Below are 16,915 nucleotides of genomic sequence, written 5' to 3' on the forward strand. Positions count from 1 at the left end.
GAACGGCCGTTGACCCGACGGGCAAAACAGAGGCACAATGGCCTCACGAGAGCGGCAGTTGAATGATGCGGTTGCGCATCTTCTGCCGGCACCGGAATTGCCCGGGTCGCCGCCCCGGTGTGTGACTGATATCACTGATCATCATTTGCACTGGGGCATTGTGCGAATGATCTGACGCTATTGCATTCGGGGGCTGGAATGCGGTTTCGGCTGTTGGCTTTGTTGATTGTTGCGAGCTGGTTCGGGACCGGCGCTGCGCACGCCGAGAGGCGCGTCGCGCTCGTCATGGGCAACTCGGCCTACAAGAACGTGGCGCGGCTGGCGAACCCCGCGAACGATGCCGCGCTGGTCGGCGGCATGTTCAGGAAGGCCGGGTTCGACGTCGTCGACGTCAAGCACGACCTCAACGTCGCCGAGATGCGCAAGGCCCTGCGCGATTTTGGTGGCAAAGCCCGCGAGGCCGACGTCGCGGTGGTCTATTATGCCGGCCACGGCATCGAACTCGACGGCACCAACTACCTGATCCCAACCGACGCGACGCTCGAGACCGACAGCGACGTGCTCGACGAGACGATTGCGCTGGACCGCGCCCTGTTCGCAGTCGAACCCGCAAAGCAGCTGCGTCTGATCATCCTCGACGCCTGCCGCGACAATCCGTTCGCCAAGACCATGAAGCGCACGATTGCCTCCCGCGCCATCGGCCGCGGCCTCGCCAAGGTCGAGCCGACCAGTCCCAACACCATGATCGCCTTCGCGGCTAAGGCGGGCTCGACCGCCTCGGACGGCGATGCCAGGAACAGCCCGTTCGCCACCGCCCTGGTCGAACGCCTGCCAATGCCGGGCCTGGACTTACGCAAGGCGTTCGGCTTCGTGCGCGACGACGTGCTCAAGACCACCAGCTACAAGCAGGAGCCCTATGTGTACGGCTCGCTCGGCGGCGACGATGTGGCGCTGGTCCCTGCCAAGCCGGTTGCCGTCGGGCCGCAGGCCAATCCTCAGGATAGCGTGCGCCGGGATTACGAGCTGGCGCTTCAAATCGGCACCAGAGAAGTCTGGACCGCTTTCCTCGCGCAATATCCTGATGGATTTTACGCCAGTCTCGCCAAGGGACAGATGAACAGGATTGCAGCTGAAGAAACGCGTGCTGCGGCGGCGGACAAGGCCCGGCAAGCCGAAGAGGAAAAGTCACGGCTCGCGGCCGAGCGGGCCAAGAAAGCGGAGCAGGACAAGGCTGCGGCCGCAGCCAAGGCAGCGGAGGACGCTCGCATCGCCGCGGAGAAAGCCAAGCAGATCGAGGAGGCCAGGGCGGCCGCAGCAGAGCAGCGCAGGAAGGACGCGGAGGCCGCGGTTGCCAAAGCGCTGGCCGACAAGCAGGCCGCCGAAAAGGCGCGGGCCGAGAAGATTGCGAACGACAAGGCGGCTGCTGAGCTCGCCGCCAAAGAGAAGGCTCAGCGTGACGCTGAGCAGAAGGTCGCGGCCCTGGCTCCTACTCAGTCGACGCCCGGCCTGTCGCCGCAGGAGGCCGCAAAGCTGGTACAGTCGGAGCTGCGCCGCGTGGGCTGTCTGGCCGCCGCCGCCGATGGCGACTGGAATGCATCGTCACAACGCTCGCTGACGCTGTTCAACCAACATGCGGGAACGAAGCTCGACACCAAGCAGGCGAGCTTCGAAGCGCTCGACGCCATCAAGGCCAAGTCGGGGCGCGTCTGCCCGCTGGTCTGCAATCGCGGCTTCAAGGCGGACGGCGATACTTGCGTGAAGATCACCTGCCGCGCCGGCTACCGCGTCAACGACGACAATGAGTGCGAGAAGGTGCAGGACAAGAAGCCGGTCGCGACCCGCGAGGATGCCAATAAGCGAGACAATGAAAGGAAGAAGGTCGAAACCACACCCGCGAAGCCGCAGGCGACGGGTCAGATCTTTTGCAACTCTGTCGGTTGTCGTCCGGTTCGTTCGGGCTGCCGGCTCGAAAATGCGGGGAGGGGAAGCGGAATAACTGGTACGTCGCTCATTGAAATCTGCAACTAAGAAGCCGGCCACGGGGAAGGTTGCTTGCAGCCAAGCGGGTTTGTCGGCAGGTGAGACACGTTTGTCGGGATCGGGGCCCCTTGCTGGAGCGACGCGGCGTGTGACTTCTGGGTCCCGGCTCTGCACTGCAACGTCGTATGCGCGTCTACGCACGCGCTATAGAGCGGTGCAGTGCGTCCGGGACACGAGGCGTCGAAACTACTCCTGATCGACCAGATCGTCCTCGAGGATCGCCATCTGGAACTGGAACGAGCGATCGTCGTCCTCGTCGTCGACGAACAGGACACCGATGAATTCCTCGCCGATATAGACTTCGGCGGAATCGTCCTTCTTCGGCCGCGGCACGACGCGGATCTTGGGATTGCCGAATACGCGCTTCAGATACGCATCGAGCTTTCTGACTTCTTTGACGTCCACGGCAAGTCTCCGATCGAAATTGGTCGGCCGCGTTTTAGGACGAGACGCGGCGAACCGCCAGCATGAATTGCTAGAGAATTTGGGGACGGAAAGGGCCGGAAAATCCGGCCCTTCGCAACGTCAAGAGCTTGCTCACAGCCCCATGGCGTTGATCATCTGATCCATGGTGCGCGACGGCTCGGCGCAGCCGGCTTCGCCGACGATCTTGGCGGGCACGCCCGCAACCGTGACGTTGTGCGGCACCGGCTTGACCACCACTGAGCCCGCGGCGATGCGCGCGCAATGGCCGATCTCGATGTTGCCGAGGATCTTTGCGCCGGCGCCGATCAGGACGCCGTGGCGAATCTTGGGATGACGATCCTCGTTCTCCTTGCCGGTACCGCCGAGCGTGACGCCGTGCAGGATCGAGACGTCGTCCTCGATCACCGCCGTCTCGCCGCAGACGAAGCCGGTGGCGTGGTCGAGGAAGATGCCGCGGCCGATGCGCGCGGCGGGATTGATGTCGGTCTGGAACACCGCGGAGGCGCGGCTCTGCAGATAATACGCGAAATCCTTGCGGCCCCTCAGATAGAGCCAGTGCGCCAGGCGGTGGGTCTGGATCGCGTGAAAGCCCTTGAAGTAGAGCAAGGGATCGATGAAGCGGGAGGTCGCGGGATCGCGGTCATAGACGGCGACGAGATCGGCGCGGAAGGCGTTGCCGAGATCGGGTTCGTCGCGCAGCGCCTCGCCATAGGCCTGGCGGACCAGCTCGCCGGACAACGCGGAGTGATCGAGCCGTTCGGCGACGCGGTGAACCACCGAGTCCTCCAGGCGGCTGTGATGCAGCACAGACGAATAGATGAAGGTCGCAAGCTCCGGCTCGCGTCGGACGATGTCTTCCGCTTCGCCCCGGATCCGGTCCCAGATCGGATCGAGCGATGCGAGCTTTCCCCCCGGATTGACCTGATGCACTGCCATGGATTTTCTCTTTGGGTCTGCCCTCTGAAGGGCTCGTTTCGGTTCTATAGCACAGTCTAGGCGACAAAGCCCTGACGGGCTTGCCTGAGAGCGAACATCACCCTGCCCGGCGAAGGCGCACCAAGCCGTTGGAAAACAACAACTTCTTCTGTAACCCCCAAGCGGCAAGGTCGGCTCAACGTGGTCAGAGTTTCGCCAAATTCAAGCCGGCCGGCCGTCAGACTATTGGTGAATTCTCCGGGAACCGCTATGCGAGCATGGTCGGAACCGGGGACGGAACGAATTTGAGCATCACCACCGATCAATTGCGCGCACGCGCCGCGGGGGCGTCTTGGCTGCGCGTAGCGGCAATGGCTCTGCCCCTCCTCTTGCTCGCGCCGGCGTTCTGGAACGGCTATCCGCTGCTGCAATGGGATACCGGCGGCTATCTGGCGCGCTGGTACGAGGGCTATCTCGTTCCCAGCCGCTCCACGGTGTTCGGGCTCTATCTGCATTATGGCGAGAGTTTTGGTTTCTGGACCAACCTCGCGGTCCAGTCGCTGGCGACGCTGTGGCTGCTGCAGCTCACCCTGCGCGTGCTCTCGATGATGCAGACCTTCCGCTTCGTCGCGATCAGCCTGTGCCTGATCGTGGCGACCGCGCTGCCATGGCTGGCGAGCATGCTGCTCACCGACATCTTTGCCGGGCTCTCGATCCTGTCGCTGTTCCTGCTGGTGGTCGGCGCAGGCCGCATCTCGACACTCGAGAAGATCTCGCTGTTCGTCTTCACCGCCTTTGCCGCGGCGACCCACAGCGCCACGCTCGGCGTGCTGCTCGGCCTTTGCATTGCGGGCTGGATGGCGCGGCCGTTCCTTAAGCAGCGCCTGCCGCTGGCCGGATTGGCACAGGCGAGCCTCACCATCGTCGCGGGCAGCCTGATGCTGATCTCGGCGAACTACGCGCTGTCCGGCAAGCTGGCCTGGACGCCCGGCGGCTACGGCGTCGCCTTCGGCCGCATGATGCAGGACGGCATCGTCGCGCGCTATCTTAACGACCGCTGCCCGCGCGAGCGCTACAAGCTCTGTCCCTATCGCAACGAGCTGCCGGCGACCGCCGACGAGTTCCTGTGGGGCAAGAGCATGTTCAACACGCTCGGCCGCTTCGAAGGCATGAACGACGAGATGGGTTACATCGTCGTGCAGTCGATCAAGGACTATCCGGCCTGGCAGGCCGCCGCGGCACTGCGCGCCATGGGCCAGCAATTGCTGCATGTCGCGACCGGCGAAGGCACCGATGGCTGGATCCCGCACACCCGCGGCATCATCGAGCGCTATATCCCCGCGCAAGTCCCGCCGATGCGGGCGGCGCGGCAGCAGAATTGGCAGCTCGACTTCACCGCGATCAACTGGCTGCACGTGCCGGTGGCGCTGGCCTCGATGCTTGGGCTGCTCGCACTGCTCGGCAACGCTCTCGCGAGCCGCCGGCTCGACGACCTGACATTGCTGGCGGCGACCGTGACGCTGGCCCTGCTCGGCAACGCCTTCATCTGCGCCGTCATCTCCGGCCCACACGACCGCTACGGCGCGCGGATGGTGTGGGTTGCGACGTTCGTGGTGTTGATGGCCGCGGCGCGGCGGTTGGGCGATGACGCCAAGGCTGAGTAAGGCTGGTTGAAGCGTCACACGCCTGACTTGAGCCCCGGTGGCGCTACGAGGGACGTGAGGAACGGCGACGCGCCCTCCTCCGAATTTAGCTCTTCCGCTCTGAGGACCACGGGAAGTTCAGATATTGGTCGCGGCTGTCGAAGCAGATGTTGCCGTACATTTTGAGATAGCTGTCGCGTCGTCTGGGCTCGTTGTACACGGCCGCGGGGTCCGCAACGTCGGCTTCGTATTGCGCCAGGTTTTGCAAGGTCAGCGCCTTCGGCAAAATATCCATCGCCTTGGGAATGCTCTTGCCATCGAGCCAGTCGGCGGCGTGTTGACCCATCGCATATCCGAAGATCGGGCTGGCCAGGCTGACACTGGTCTTGTAGGGACCACCGCGCCTGATCTCGGCGACCGCTGCAGGCTCGCCGTCAATGCCGCCGAAGAACTGGTCGTTCCGGACCTTGCCCGCCTCGCGCATTGCGGCCAGTGCTCCCAAGACAACCGTATCTGCGCCGAGCACCACGTCGACATCCGGATTGGCCAGCAAGATCGTCCGCATCATGGCAGCACCGCCCGCTTCATCCACGGTGAGCGGCGAAATATCGGCGACGATGGTGACGCCTGGCACCGTCCTGAGGGTGTCTCGCATCGCCGTAAAACGCGGAGCGAGGAATTGCAGGCTGTCGTGGGTGAGCAACACCACTTTTGCCCGACCGTTGAGCCTGGCCTTGATATAGGCCGCCGCTTCGTCAGCCAGGACCTTGCCGGTCAGATATTGCGGTGCATTGAGGATCGTCGTCGCGGGCGGCGGCACGACCGTTCCAACATAGGCTCCAGTCCAGATCACCTGCTGCAGCACGGGCGCAAGTGAGAGCGCGTTGACGGGCGCTGCAACCAATGCGCCGACCTTGTCGTTACGCAATGATGCAATCTGCCGGCTCATCAAACTGGCGTCGTTGCCCGCCTGGGCCAGTCGATAATCCAGACCGCGGTCCCCGGCGGCCAATTCCAGGCCACGCGCGACGCCTTGCATGAATTTTCGCTCGTTGTCCTGCGCGAAAGCGAGAACGCGGTTGAGGTCGGCGGGCTTGTTGCAGCCAGGCGCGTTCGAATCGTAAGGGGGCAAGACGACGGGCTTGGTGATGCCGGGCGCGCCCGGCTGCGCCTCGACGGCAGCAGCAAATCCCGGCAGCGTGGCAGCGAATGCCAGAATGAAAGGCCACCGCATCGATCGTCAGCCTTCCGTTCCCGCGGCGAACGCCAAGCGTGCGACAGTGCCTCGGCCATTCGCGATATATTCGACATCGGCTCCAAGCGAACGCGCCATCGCGTTGACGATCCGCGATCCGAGCCCGGTGCCCTTGGCGGGGCCTTCGACCCGACCTACGCCGTCATCCTCTACCGACAGCTCAGCCTTGCCGTCGGTCCGCTTGCGCAGTCGCACGCGCACTTCACCCGGCTTTTCCGGATAGGCGTACTTGAATGCATTCGTCACCCACTCCGTGACGATAACGCCGAGATTGATGGTCCAATCGGTTTTCAGCATCAGCGGTTCCAGCTCATACTTCAAGGAAGCCACGTGGCCCTGGCCGCGCATGGACGCCTCGACGTGTTCGAGAACACTTGAGAGATATTCCTGGAGGTCGACAAAACGCGCGTCGGCGCCGCTGTAGAGGCGCTTGTGAACCGAAGCCACCGCGAGGATCCGTGTCTCCGTTTCCTTGAGCGCCTCCTTCGAAGAGCTGTCCGTGATCAGGTTGGATTGCAGGCGGACAAGGGAGGCGACCAGCGACAGGCTGTTGGCGACGCGATGATTGACCTCTGCCACCAGCAGCTCCGCGCGGTCACGGGCTTCCGCCAGCTGCGCCGTTCGCTTCGTCACGCGGTCCTCGAGCGTGAGGTTCAAGGCATTCAGCTCGTTCCTGGCGCGCGACACCTCCCAAGCATAGCGGAAAACCGTGGCTGTGGTCGCACCGACGACCAGGATGATGATGAGGCCCCCGATCGTGGTCACCAGGCGGAGCAACAAGGCATTCCGCCGCTGCTCCTGCTGGAGCGCTTCCTGTGCGTCGTCGGCCTGGCGAATAATGCTGGAGAGGAACAGGTTCGCTTCATCCATGAGGGCCTTGCCGCGATTACTGCGGAAGCCCTCCTTCGCCTGTTCGTCGTCGAGCCCTCCCTTCAGCGCGACGCTCTTGTCCATCTCGGCGACTTTCTCCGGAATGATTTGCGATAGCCGGTCGAGCACCGCCACGTTCTGCGGAGAGCGGGGAAGCAGTTCCTTGAGGCTCTCAAACTGCGTCAGGACTTCCGCCTTGGCGGCGTCGTAGGGCGCAAGATAAATCTCGTTGCCGTCGAACAGATAGCCGCGTTGACTTGATTCAGCGATCTGCAGGGCGCTGCGCACCTCCACGGCGGAAAGCCGTAGTCCTCGCGAGCGGCTGCTCTGTTCGAAATAGGCGTTGGCGTTTTCGCCGAGCCAGACGGTGGAGCCGATGATTCCCAGGAGCGTCAGAAAGCCGATCGCGAGCAGGATGACGCTCGAACTGATCACAAAGCGGCTTGAGATGGGCATGGGGCTCGGAGCTAAAGGGAAGCCCGACCTTACACGACTTCCGCCCGGCCTGTGTACAATTCGCCGCTTAACGCGGCTCAGCGTCTCAAGTTGAAATGGTAAGGTAAATCAGCTGTTTAGGCTTTGCGCCCTTGGCGGTTCACCTGCGCGCTACAGAAACCAACACGCCGGTCTCGCGACCCAATCGCCACCCCCTCGGGTATCCTCGCGCCGGCAATTTCGAGCACTTCGTGCACCTGGGACGATGGCGCCGAGCGCGCTGGCGGAGTCGGCGACATCGTCGGTCGAGCCGACTGCGATCGGCATGGACATGTCGATGCGCGCGACCTCGTCCTTCGTCATGAGATCGCGCGCGCCGCGCAGGCATCTCCATCTCACTCCTTGGCGAGCGCGATCAGCCGGAAATCCTCGAGCGCCGCGTGCCGGTGCGGGGCGACGTCGCGCCGGTAGGTCTCGGTTTCGACGATCGCGCGGAAGGTGGCGAAGTCGCCGTACTCATTGATCGCCGCTTCGTCCCAGCGTTCGCCCGGCGAGCCGACGATGGGCGCCAGGACCGGGACGGAGAATACCCGCACGAGCGGCTTACCGGCCGCCAGACGCCGGAATGCCGGCCGATAGCGTTCATTGAAGGCTTCGCGGCCCGAGCAAGGCGCGGCGTCGAATCCGTCCTCGTAATGCGCCTGCGCGCGATAGCGCAGCAGATTGAGCATGTAGATCGGCTGGCCGGATGGGATCGCCCGCTCGGCGGCGTCGAGGGCTTGCAGGGTGATTTCGATCGGGTTCATCGGTCTTCCCATGTTTCGAGCGCCGCAGATGCGCGCTGACGCTCTCCAATTAGGGGGTTCGGAAAGGCTCTTGTAGCGACTGGACAGCCATGATTGTGTGGACTGCATGTCCACAACGGCCTTGCCTCCCGATCTCTCCCGTCTGGTCGCCTTCGTCCGCGTGGTCGAGGCGGGCTCGTTCGCCGAGGCGGCGCGGCGGGCGGGGACGACCACCTCGGCGATGTCCAAGGCGGTTGCCCGCCTGGAACAGGCTCGCGGGGTGCGGCTGTTGCATCGCTCCACCCATTCGTTGGCGCTGACCGACGAGGGCGACCGGCTGATGACGGCGGGACGCGCGCTGGTCGAGAGTCTCGCTCATGTGCAATCCGCGCTCGGCGAAGTCGCGCGCAACGATGGCGGACGGGTGCGCGTGACCGCCCCCGCCTCATTCGCGCGCGCCTGCATCCTGCCGCGGCTGCCCGCGTTCCTGCGGGAACGGCCGGAAATCGAGATCGAGGTCAAATTCCGCAACGAGATTCTCGATCTCGCCGCGGAAGGCGTCGACGTCGCGATCCGCTCAGGGCCCCTCGACCGCACGCCCGGTCATCAGGCGCGGCGGCTTTGCACGTTCTCCTGGATCGCCTGCGCCTCGCCCGCCTATCTGAAGGCGCGCGGCGCGCCGGCCACTCCCTTCGAGCTTTCCGCGCACGACCATGTCGGCTTCCGCAATCCGGCGAGCGGTCAGATCCTGACCTGGCGCTTCACCGATCCGCGCGGCAAAGCACCCATTCGCCTCACGCCCAAGCCCAAGCACATTTGCGACGACGCGCATGCCTCGCTCGCTTTGATCGCGAATGGGTTCGGGATCGGCTGGGGGCCGGCGTGGCTCGTCAACGAAGACCTTCGCGCCGGCCGGCTGGTCGAGGTGCTGGCGCCCTGGCGCGCGCCTGGGGAGCCCCTGTGGATGCTGCGCACGTCGGGCCGCCGCCCGCCCCTGCGCACACAGCGCGTCATGTCGTTCCTCAACACGCTTCCGGCCGAGTTCAGCGACAAGGCAGGGTGAGGCATCGGTCGTCATCGCACCCAGCGCGCTGTGCCTCGCTATACGGGAAGCCGCGACCGATAGGGCGCGGTCAGAAGCAGCATGAAAAGCGCTCTTTCAGCCTGGTACTTGGCGGCGGGTCGACTTGATTCCCGCCCCTGCGCCGCGACCGCCCCTTCGCTGGTGCAGACGCTCCAGGCCCATCTTCTTCGCCGGCCCTGCACCAGGACCACCTCGAATATCGGAAACTCCGGTCTGGCCATTGTTGCCGCTTCTCGCCCAAGATCCAATCCAACAAACTTCAACCCGGAGGATTGACTTGAGTCTTCACCCATTTGGGTGACGAGGGAGTTTGCGCATACCGGGCCAAAGCAAAGTCTAATCCAGACCGTCGCGTGCAAGATCAGGCCGGGCGATAAGGAGATATGTCCGCGGATGGTAAAACCGTCTAGCCGCCGCGCAATGCCTTGCCGGCGAGCAAGCTGACGAGCTCCTGCTGACGGGAAAGACCGGTCTTTGAAAGCACGGCTTTGAGCTGCGTGCGCACGGTCTCTCGCGCAACGCCGAATGTCGCTGCGAGCGCATCGATCGATGCGGCCTGTGCAACGCCACGTGCGACCTGGGCCTCTGCGGGCGTCAGGTCGAAAAGTCCCTGCAGGACTTCCGCACTCGGTACCGCGCCGCGGTCGACCGGGGTCACGACGAGCATGAAGGTGGCTCGCGTGAAGATATCGCGTGCCGATCCGCGCACCGGGATGACATGGAGGACCATGGGGACGCGATCGATCGCCGCTGCGATGGCGACGGACTTGACGATCCTGCTGTTGCCGACCAGCGGAGCTCCCACTGCTGCCAGGAACAATTCGTCCGCGGCAGCATCGGTCAAGGTCAGCCGCTCGGCGCGGTCGTGGAACAGCGACGGCATCAGCGCTTCGAACAGGCCGTTTGCTGCGAGCAACCGGCCGCGTTCGCGCAATATCGCTCCGGGCAGCCCGATCGCCTGCAATGCATCGGCTTGGGCGCGCGCGTGCTCGAAACCAAGGCGGCTTGCGGTCAGGGACGCCCGAGCCAGATGCGGCCTCAAGTCATCGAGGAACGAGACGACGTCGCGCGGCACCGGTCCGTTGTCCTGGTGTCGCGGCATGACGATCGCGATCGAATCGCCGCTCGGTATCGGGATGATCGTCCCCGCTCGGTAGCCGAGCCCGTGCTGACGGTAGAAATCGCGGTACACGTCATTGGTCGCGATCTCCTCCTCCGACAGCAGGTCTCCATCATTGAGGAAGCCGGCGTAATTGAGCGCGGCGGCACGCGGCAGCAACGGATCGCGCTCACTCCATCCCTCATTCAGGAACAGAGGCATGGTCTGGTCGAAATTATGGGAGTTGAGCGCGCTGAGGTAGCCGTCGCGTACTGCGAAAAGCAGGCCGCCATTCCCGCCGATCGCGATACCGATTTCATTGAGGACCTCGGGCCACAATGACGGTATCAGCCCGGCCTCGTAGATGCGATCAATCAGGTGATCGAGATGCCCAGATCCACTCATGCGCTGCGCGAAGGAGCCAATGGCGCAAATTATAGCTGGATGACCAAGGGACGCAACCAGCCACAAGGAGGGGGGCCCGGATCCTGCCGTGGAACCAGCTGGCTCCTCACTCGCGCCGTGACAAGAAATCCAGCACGCCGGTCTTGTAGACCTTGTCGCCGACCGCGCGCATGTGGTCGCGATTGGGAATGTCGAGCACTTCCGAGCCCGGGATGATCGCACCCAGCGCGCTGGCGGAGCCGGCGACGTCGTCGGTCGAGCCGACCGCGATCAGCACCGGCACGTCGATGCGCGCGGCTTGCTCGCGGGTCATGAGGTCGCGCGTGCCGCGCAGGCAGGCGGCGAGCGCACGATGATCGGAGCGGGTCTGGTCCGCGAAGGCACGGAAGGTCCGGCCCACGGGATCGGTGACCTCGTCCAGCGAGGCCGCCTCCAGCGCTTTCGCCACGGTCTCGCCGGGCCCGGTGCCCTCGATCAGGCCGCCGATGCCGATGCCGCCGAGGATCGCCGAGCGCAAGCGCTGCGGCTCGTTGAGGGAGAGCCACGCCGCCATCCGCCCGCCCATCGAATAGCCCATGACGTCGGCCTGCGGGATGGCGAGATGATCCATCAGCGCCAGCACGTCGCCGGCCATGGTCGGAATCGAATATTGCGCGGGCTCGTACAGCTTGGCGCTGTCGCCGTGGCCGCGATTGTCGAGCGCGATGACGCGGCGGCCGTTCTTGCGCAGCTCCGAGACCCAGGTCGGATAGACCCAGTTCACGTTCTTGCTGGAGGCAAAGCCGTGCACCAGGATGATCGGATCACCCTCGCCTTCGTCGAGATAGGCAATTTCAACGGCGCCGTTGTGAAAGCTCGGCATCTTCAGTTCCGTGAGGATGTTGAGGAATGAATTGATCTTAGACCACGATCCGGAAAAGTGTGCAGCGGTTTTCCGGCAACATCGTGCTCAAACAATAGCCCGAAGCGGCTCGCGCCTCAGGCCGTCGCGACCGCGTTGGCGAGTGCGGCCTCGGTTGCGATCCGCGCCTTGCGCAGCCGGCGCGCCCGCCTGCGGTCGCACCAGGCCTGGGTCAGGCGCTCGGTGGTCGCCTTGATGGACGACAGCAGACCGAACAGCGTCAGCATCGCGCCGAACAGCCACATCGCCAGATCGAACGCGCCGCCGATCAAGAGCAGCGCGCCGCGGTCGAGCAGCTTCATGATCGCACGCGTCTTGCTGCCTTGCGCTTCGGCAAGCCGCGCTGCGCGCGCGACGTCCTTCGGGCCTTCGGCGATGCGCAACGTATCCATCGCCCCGCGCGTGCCGGTCTTGCCGGCGACGCGCGTGACGTCCTTGCCGAGCCGCACCAGCGCCCCGGCCTTCTCGGCCCGAAACGCAGCCTTGATCGCGCTCACCGTCTCGCCCGGGCGGAGCACCGATCCTTTGGCGACCGCATTGCGGAGCATCGGCGTGTCGACGACCTCGCGCGCGGAGCGGCCCGCCCATGTGGCGAGCCCCTCGCCGAGCCGCCCGACCTTGCGCGCATCCTTCACCAGCGTCAGTCCGGCGCGCACCGGCGCCGCACCGCCGGCGGACACATAGGTTGCCGCCGTCACCGCAAGGCCGGCGGCCGCAAGCCCGAGCACGAGGCGATCGGTGTCCTCGCCCATGGCGAGGTGCTTGCCCTCGCGGACGATGTCCCTGATGTCGCCGAACACGAAGAGATCGCCGGCCACCGTTCCCGACAGGCTCGCGACGTCATCGGCATTGCCGGTGACGAGGCCGGTGGCAAATCGCTTGGCAAACTGCGAGGTGGAATTCTCGGCCTTGACCGCATCGCTGACGCGGCTCAGGAGATCGTCCGGCAGCGCGATGTTGCGGTCGCGCGCGAGCGCGACGAAACTGTCGGCGAGATCGGCATCACCGGCCGCGAGCGCGGCCTCGATGTTGTCCTGAACCACCCGCTCGTTCTGCCGCAGCAGCCCATTCAGCTTGAGCTCGGACAGCACGGCGGGATCGTCCTGGGCGGCGAGGATCGCGCCGGCCTCACGGGCATGCGGCGCCACCAGCGCGAGCAGGAAGCTGCACGCGGCAATGCCCGCCAACGCCGTACTGATTCGCAGCCACTTCATGTGGAACAGCCCGGATGCCCCTGGGATCGCTCGCGCCGACAATTCGTCTTTCGTCTCGAATGCACGCGCCCACAGAGATAGTATGCCAAAATTGCGACACAACGTCCCCGACGAAAGAAGGGCTTCTCTCAGGCCGCAAGATTGTGTCGAATTTGCATGAGCAAATGAGCATGGGGCAATTGCGGAGCTTTCGGTTCCGCCGGACTAGCAATCAGCTGCACCCGCCAGTATGGTCCGCGGCGCCTTAAAGATGCCGCGTCAGTTCTTGATTGTGTCTGCCGCCATTGCCACTCCAGGATGAGTTACGATGTCCGATCATGTCGTCCCGCACTTCCACAACGATGCCGGTGTCCCCGTCATCGAGATCGGCTCGCAAGAGTTCATGTGCGTGGGCGCCAACCCTCCGTTCGACCATCCGCACGTCTTCCTCGACCTCGGCAACGACAACGAGATCATCTGCCCCTACTGCTCGACGCTGTACCGCTTCGCGGCCGACCTGAAGGCGGGCGAAGCCCGCCCGCCGGAATGCGTCCTGAAGGACAAGGTGGCCTGACCGTATCCGTCGGTCAGGGGTGGCGCTCTCCCGAACGATCGTCATCGCCGGTGCCGGCATCGGTGGACTGACGGCCGCGCTGGCGCTCGCCGCGCGCGGGTTTCGCATCGTCGTGCTGGAAAAGGCCGAGCGCCTCGAGGAAGTCGGCGCCGGCCTGCAGCTCTCCCCCAATGCCAGCCGCGTGCTGGTCGAGCTCGGCCTCACCGAGCGCCTCAAGCTGCGCGCCGTCGTCCCGGAAGCGGTCTCGATCATGAGCGCGAGGGCCGGCGGCGAGCTGCTGCGCATGCCGCTCGGCGAAGCCGCCTCGCTGCGGGCCGGCGCCCCCTATTGGGTGGTGCACCGCGCCGACCTGCAATCGGCGCTATCAGGCGCCGTTGCCGATCATCCCGATATCGATCTGAAGCTGGGCGCGACCTTCGAGGACGTCGCGCCGCATGCCAAGGGACTGACGGTGGTCCATCGCAGCGGCACGATCCGCCGCAGCGATCTCGCCAGCGCCCTGATCGGCGCCGACGGCATCTGGTCGACGGTGCGCCAGCATCTGTTTCCCGAGGTGCAGCCGCGCTTCTCAAGGCTGATCGCCTGGCGCGGCACGTTAGACGCCACCCAGCTGCCGAAGGACTACACCGCGCGCCGGGTGCAGCTCTGGATGGGACCGAATGCCCATTTGGTCGCCTATCCGATCGCCGGCGGACGCCAGATCAACGTGGTCGCCGTGCTGCCGGGCACCTGGAACATTCCGGGCTGGAGCACGCCCGGCGATTTTCGCGAGGTGATGGACGCTTTCGCCGCCCCGCGCTGGCCGCCGTCGGCGCGGATGCTGCTCGCCCCGGTCGAGAGCTGGCGGAAATGGGCGCTGTTCGGCGTGCCCGACGGCTGCCCCTGGAGCAAAGGGCCGGTGGCACTGCTCGGCGATGCCGTGCATGCGATGCTGCCCTTTGCAGCGCAAGGAGCCGGCATGGCGATCGAGGATGCCGCGGTGCTCGCCCGTCATCTGAGCTTTGAAGCCACCGAGAGCAGCGCTGATATCGCTGCTGCGTTGAAGCAATACGGCCGGGCGCGCGAGGCGCGGGTGCGGCGGGTGCAGCGGACCGCGCGCCAGCAGGGCCGCATCTATCATCTCGGCGGGGCGCTGGCGATCGCGCGCGATGTTGCGATCCGCGCGCTCGGTCCCGAGCGCATGCTGGCGCGGCAGGACTGGATCTACGGCTGGCGGCCGTGAACCGGGGCGGTCGCGGCCTCAGCGTGCCGGTCGGCCGGATTTCGGAGCGGGCTTGACCGCTGCGGCCGGCGCAGCCGCCGGCTCGGCGGGCGGTGTTGCCGCCTCCATGTCGCTCTCGCGGCATCTATTCCTGCGCCAGGTCTCTTCGAGCAGCTTCTGCTGGCCCCGCGCGGCGACGTAATCGTTGCGATAGGCGAGCTCTGCGACGACGACGCCCCCCGTCCCGGTCTCGGCCTTCGCCATCAGCCGCTCGAGGTCCTGGATGCGGATGACGAGATTTTTGCGTTCGGGAGCAAGCTGCTTGCAATCCCAGAGGTCGTAGCGGGCCGGGTCCACGAAGGCCGGGCTGATGGTGTCGCTGACGCTCGCACAGCCGGCGAGCGCCGCGCAGAACAGGCCCAGCGCAAGCAGTCCGCGCCCGGAGCGACAGCGGGAGAGAAACGAAACAGGCATGTCGGATGAAGAGTCCCCGTGGATGAGAATGCCTAAAGCAATAACACATGTCCGGATTGAGGCTTTGCCTTGTGCCGCCGGCTCGCTTAGAGAAGAAACGTCCCCCGGTGACACAAGGCGCCAATTCCAGACCGCCGGCGATGGACTTAAGTGCTTGATCTCGTTGGATCAAAGCGGGCATGGCGGAATTGGTAGACGCAAGGGACTTAAAATTCTTATCCTTGATGAGCTAAGGATAAAAATGTACGATAAATCATCAAGTTAGGTGATTGACCAAGCCTAAAACCCTTAGCACATTGTTAGCACAAGTCGCGGTCTAGCACGCCCAGCGTGTGGCCGAGCCGCGAAGCCAACGAAAGCAAGGGTCATGGAAGAACTCGCGACGCGGGCCTTAAAACAAAAGAGCCACGTTATTCTTGGTGGCAAAGTTCACATCTACCGCCGCGGGAAGCGCGGCCACTATCATTGCTCCGCTTCAATCGAAGGAAAACAACACCGGTCAGCCACAGGCGCGGATGATCTCCAGTTGGCCAAGGAGATTGCCGAGCAGTGGTACATGAAACTGCGGGGGCTGGTGACCAGCGGTGACCTGGAAAAGGTCACCGCTCGCAAGAGGGAAAAGACTTTCAAGGCAGCCGCCGAAAAATTCCTGGAGGAGTTTCCAGTGCTGACGGAAGGTCAGCGCAACTCCATCTACATCGCCGGCCACGAGCGCCGGGCGCGCAAGTACCTGATTCCCTTCTTTGGCAAGAAGGGCCTCTCGGAAATCACCGGCGGTCTCGTGAACGAGTACCGCATGTTCAGGATTGCGGACGCCAAGGAAAGGTGGGGAAAGCCACCTGCCCGCACGACAATGCACCAGGAGATCGTCTGCCTCCGGCAAATCCTCAAGACCGCCATACGCCACCAGTGGTTAGCATCACTCCCCGATCTTTCAGAGCCTTACCGGAAAAACGGCAAGATTTCACATCGGGCCTGGTTCTCGCGTGAGGAATACAGACAACTCTACACCGCGACCGGGAAACGGGCGCGGAAGCCTTTGAATAACAAATACAAGTGGTGGGGCGAGCAACTGCATGACCTCATCCTCTTCATGAGCAACACCGGTCTGCGGCCGGACGAGGCCTTGCGCCTTGAGTATCGCGACGTAACGGTGGCCTTCGATGAAGGCACCCAGGAGACGATCCTTGAGATCGAAGTGCGCGGAAAGCGCGGCTATGGTCCCTGTAAGAGCACGCAGAATGCCGTGCCGGTGTTTGAGCGCTTGAAGAAGCGCAACAAACCGCAGCCTACCGACAGGATCTTCCCCAAGTCACACCATGCGATGTTCAATGAAATCCTCAAGGAGCTTGGGCTCAAGTTCGACCGCGAGGGACGCCCCCGCACGTTATACAGCCTGCGGCACACTTACATCTGCTTCCGCCTGATGGAGGGCGCCGACATTTACATGCTGGCCAAGAACTGCCGCACCAGCGTTGAAATGATTGAGAAGTACTATGCCGCCCACCTCAAGGACGTGCTGGACGCCAGCGCCATCAACGTCCGCAAGAAGAGGCCGAAGCGGGAAGTGGCGGAAATCCGCAAGGGCGAGCTGGAGACGCTTCGGTAAACAGCT

The 16,915-nt window shown here is 64.3% G+C and carries 15 protein-coding genes; 6 read left to right on the plus strand and 9 right to left on the minus strand.

Annotated elements, in window-relative coordinates; all coding sequences use genetic code 11:
- The first annotated feature begins 198 nt into the window (after positions 1-198).
- Positions 199-2,028: a caspase family protein gene (locus tag DCM80_RS05145; protein ID WP_257196013.1), complete on the plus strand. Its 1,830-nt coding sequence runs from the start codon at positions 199-201 to the stop codon at positions 2,026-2,028.
- A 198-nt stretch (positions 2,029-2,226) separates the two neighbouring features.
- Here DCM80_RS05145 and DCM80_RS05150 read toward each other — a convergent pair whose 3' ends face one another.
- Entirely contained in the window at positions 2,227-2,445 is a 219-nt protein-coding gene (locus DCM80_RS05150; protein ID WP_007602550.1) for a DUF3126 family protein, read from the minus strand.
- A gap of 132 nt (positions 2,446-2,577) precedes the next feature.
- The gene (cysE, locus tag DCM80_RS05155; protein ID WP_257180669.1) at positions 2,578-3,402 is read right to left on the minus strand and encodes a serine O-acetyltransferase; all 825 of its coding nucleotides are present in this window, start codon (positions 3,400-3,402) and stop codon (positions 2,578-2,580) included.
- A gap of 284 nt (positions 3,403-3,686) precedes the next feature.
- Here cysE and DCM80_RS05160 point away from each other — a divergent pair, with 284 nt between their 5' ends.
- On the plus strand, positions 3,687-5,045 hold the full coding sequence (locus DCM80_RS05160; protein ID WP_257196014.1) for a hypothetical protein: 1,359 nt from the start codon (positions 3,687-3,689) through the stop codon (positions 5,043-5,045).
- 85 nt (positions 5,046-5,130) lie between these two features.
- Here the strand turns inward: DCM80_RS05160 and DCM80_RS05165 are convergent, their stop codons facing one another.
- From DCM80_RS05165 to DCM80_RS05180, 3 genes are all read right to left on the minus strand, one after another.
- Entirely contained in the window at positions 5,131-6,258 is a 1,128-nt protein-coding gene (locus DCM80_RS05165; protein ID WP_257196015.1) for a sugar ABC transporter substrate-binding protein, read from the minus strand.
- A gap of 6 nt (positions 6,259-6,264) precedes the next feature.
- On the minus strand, positions 6,265-7,605 hold the full coding sequence (locus DCM80_RS05170) for a sensor histidine kinase (protein ID WP_257196016.1): 1,341 nt from the start codon (positions 7,603-7,605) through the stop codon (positions 6,265-6,267).
- A gap of 374 nt (positions 7,606-7,979) precedes the next feature.
- On the minus strand, positions 7,980-8,390 hold the full coding sequence (locus DCM80_RS05180; protein WP_257196017.1) for a hypothetical protein: 411 nt from the start codon (positions 8,388-8,390) through the stop codon (positions 7,980-7,982).
- A gap of 106 nt (positions 8,391-8,496) precedes the next feature.
- Here DCM80_RS05180 and DCM80_RS05185 point away from each other — a divergent pair, with 106 nt between their 5' ends.
- Positions 8,497-9,432, plus strand: a complete 936-nt coding sequence (locus tag DCM80_RS05185; protein ID WP_257196018.1) for a LysR family transcriptional regulator — start codon at positions 8,497-8,499, stop codon at positions 9,430-9,432.
- Between the two features lie 427 nt (positions 9,433-9,859).
- Here DCM80_RS05185 and DCM80_RS05190 read toward each other — a convergent pair whose 3' ends face one another.
- The 3 genes from DCM80_RS05190 to DCM80_RS05200 all read right to left on the minus strand — a co-directional run bounded on the left by DCM80_RS05190 (position 9,860) and on the right by DCM80_RS05200 (position 13,072).
- Positions 9,860-11,023 (minus strand): LuxR family transcriptional regulator, encoded by a 1,164-nt coding sequence (locus DCM80_RS05190; RefSeq protein ID WP_257196019.1) that lies wholly within the window; start codon positions 11,021-11,023, stop codon positions 9,860-9,862.
- A gap of 40 nt (positions 11,024-11,063) precedes the next feature.
- Entirely contained in the window at positions 11,064-11,819 is a 756-nt protein-coding gene (locus DCM80_RS05195; protein WP_257196021.1) for an alpha/beta fold hydrolase, read from the minus strand.
- Positions 11,820-11,935: 116 nt separating this feature from the next.
- On the minus strand, positions 11,936-13,072 hold the full coding sequence (locus DCM80_RS05200; RefSeq protein WP_257196022.1) for a hypothetical protein: 1,137 nt from the start codon (positions 13,070-13,072) through the stop codon (positions 11,936-11,938).
- Positions 13,073-13,379: 307 nt separating this feature from the next.
- Here DCM80_RS05200 and DCM80_RS05205 point away from each other — a divergent pair, with 307 nt between their 5' ends.
- Positions 13,380-13,625, plus strand: a complete 246-nt coding sequence (locus tag DCM80_RS05205) for a zinc-finger domain-containing protein (RefSeq protein WP_007602543.1) — start codon at positions 13,380-13,382, stop codon at positions 13,623-13,625.
- A gap of 19 nt (positions 13,626-13,644) precedes the next feature.
- Positions 13,645-14,847, plus strand: a complete 1,203-nt coding sequence (locus tag DCM80_RS05210; protein ID WP_257196023.1) for an FAD-dependent monooxygenase — start codon at positions 13,645-13,647, stop codon at positions 14,845-14,847.
- Positions 14,848-14,865: 18 nt separating this feature from the next.
- Here the strand turns inward: DCM80_RS05210 and DCM80_RS05215 are convergent, their stop codons facing one another.
- Positions 14,866-15,300: a twin-arginine translocation pathway signal gene (locus DCM80_RS05215; RefSeq protein ID WP_257196024.1), complete on the minus strand. Its 435-nt coding sequence runs from the start codon at positions 15,298-15,300 to the stop codon at positions 14,866-14,868.
- 367 nt (positions 15,301-15,667) lie between these two features.
- Here DCM80_RS05215 and DCM80_RS05220 point away from each other — a divergent pair, with 367 nt between their 5' ends.
- Positions 15,668-16,909 (plus strand): site-specific integrase, encoded by a 1,242-nt coding sequence (locus DCM80_RS05220; protein ID WP_257196025.1) that lies wholly within the window; start codon positions 15,668-15,670, stop codon positions 16,907-16,909.
- Positions 16,910-16,915 lie beyond the last annotated feature (6 nt).

The sequence above is a fragment of the Bradyrhizobium sp. WBOS08 genome, assembly GCF_024585125.1.
Lineage (GTDB): Bacteria > Pseudomonadota > Alphaproteobacteria > Rhizobiales > Xanthobacteraceae > Bradyrhizobium > Bradyrhizobium japonicum_B.

Bases quoted from the DNA above. Each gene is read 5' to 3' on its own strand.
- DCM80_RS05180 (WP_257196017.1), bottom strand. From the start codon at position 8,390: ATGAACCCGATCGAAATCACCCTGCAAGCCCTCGACGCCGCCGAGCGG.
- DCM80_RS05145 (WP_257196013.1), top strand. From the start codon at position 199: ATGCGGTTTCGGCTGTTGGCTTTGTTGATTGTTGCGAGCTGGTTCGGG.
- DCM80_RS05205 (WP_007602543.1), top strand. From the start codon at position 13,380: ATGTCCGATCATGTCGTCCCGCACTTCCACAACGATGCCGGTGTCCCC.
- DCM80_RS05220 (WP_257196025.1), top strand. From the start codon at position 15,668: ATGGAAGAACTCGCGACGCGGGCCTTAAAACAAAAGAGCCACGTTATT.
- DCM80_RS05200 (WP_257196022.1), bottom strand. From the start codon at position 13,072: ATGAAGTGGCTGCGAATCAGTACGGCGTTGGCGGGCATTGCCGCGTGC.
- DCM80_RS05165 (WP_257196015.1), bottom strand. From the start codon at position 6,258: ATGCGGTGGCCTTTCATTCTGGCATTCGCTGCCACGCTGCCGGGATTT.
- DCM80_RS05195 (WP_257196021.1), bottom strand. From the start codon at position 11,819: ATGCCGAGCTTTCACAACGGCGCCGTTGAAATTGCCTATCTCGACGAA.
- cysE (WP_257180669.1), bottom strand. From the start codon at position 3,402: ATGGCAGTGCATCAGGTCAATCCGGGGGGAAAGCTCGCATCGCTCGAT.
- DCM80_RS05185 (WP_257196018.1), top strand. From the start codon at position 8,497: ATGTCCACAACGGCCTTGCCTCCCGATCTCTCCCGTCTGGTCGCCTTC.
- DCM80_RS05170 (WP_257196016.1), bottom strand. From the start codon at position 7,605: ATGCCCATCTCAAGCCGCTTTGTGATCAGTTCGAGCGTCATCCTGCTC.
- DCM80_RS05215 (WP_257196024.1), bottom strand. From the start codon at position 15,300: ATGCCTGTTTCGTTTCTCTCCCGCTGTCGCTCCGGGCGCGGACTGCTT.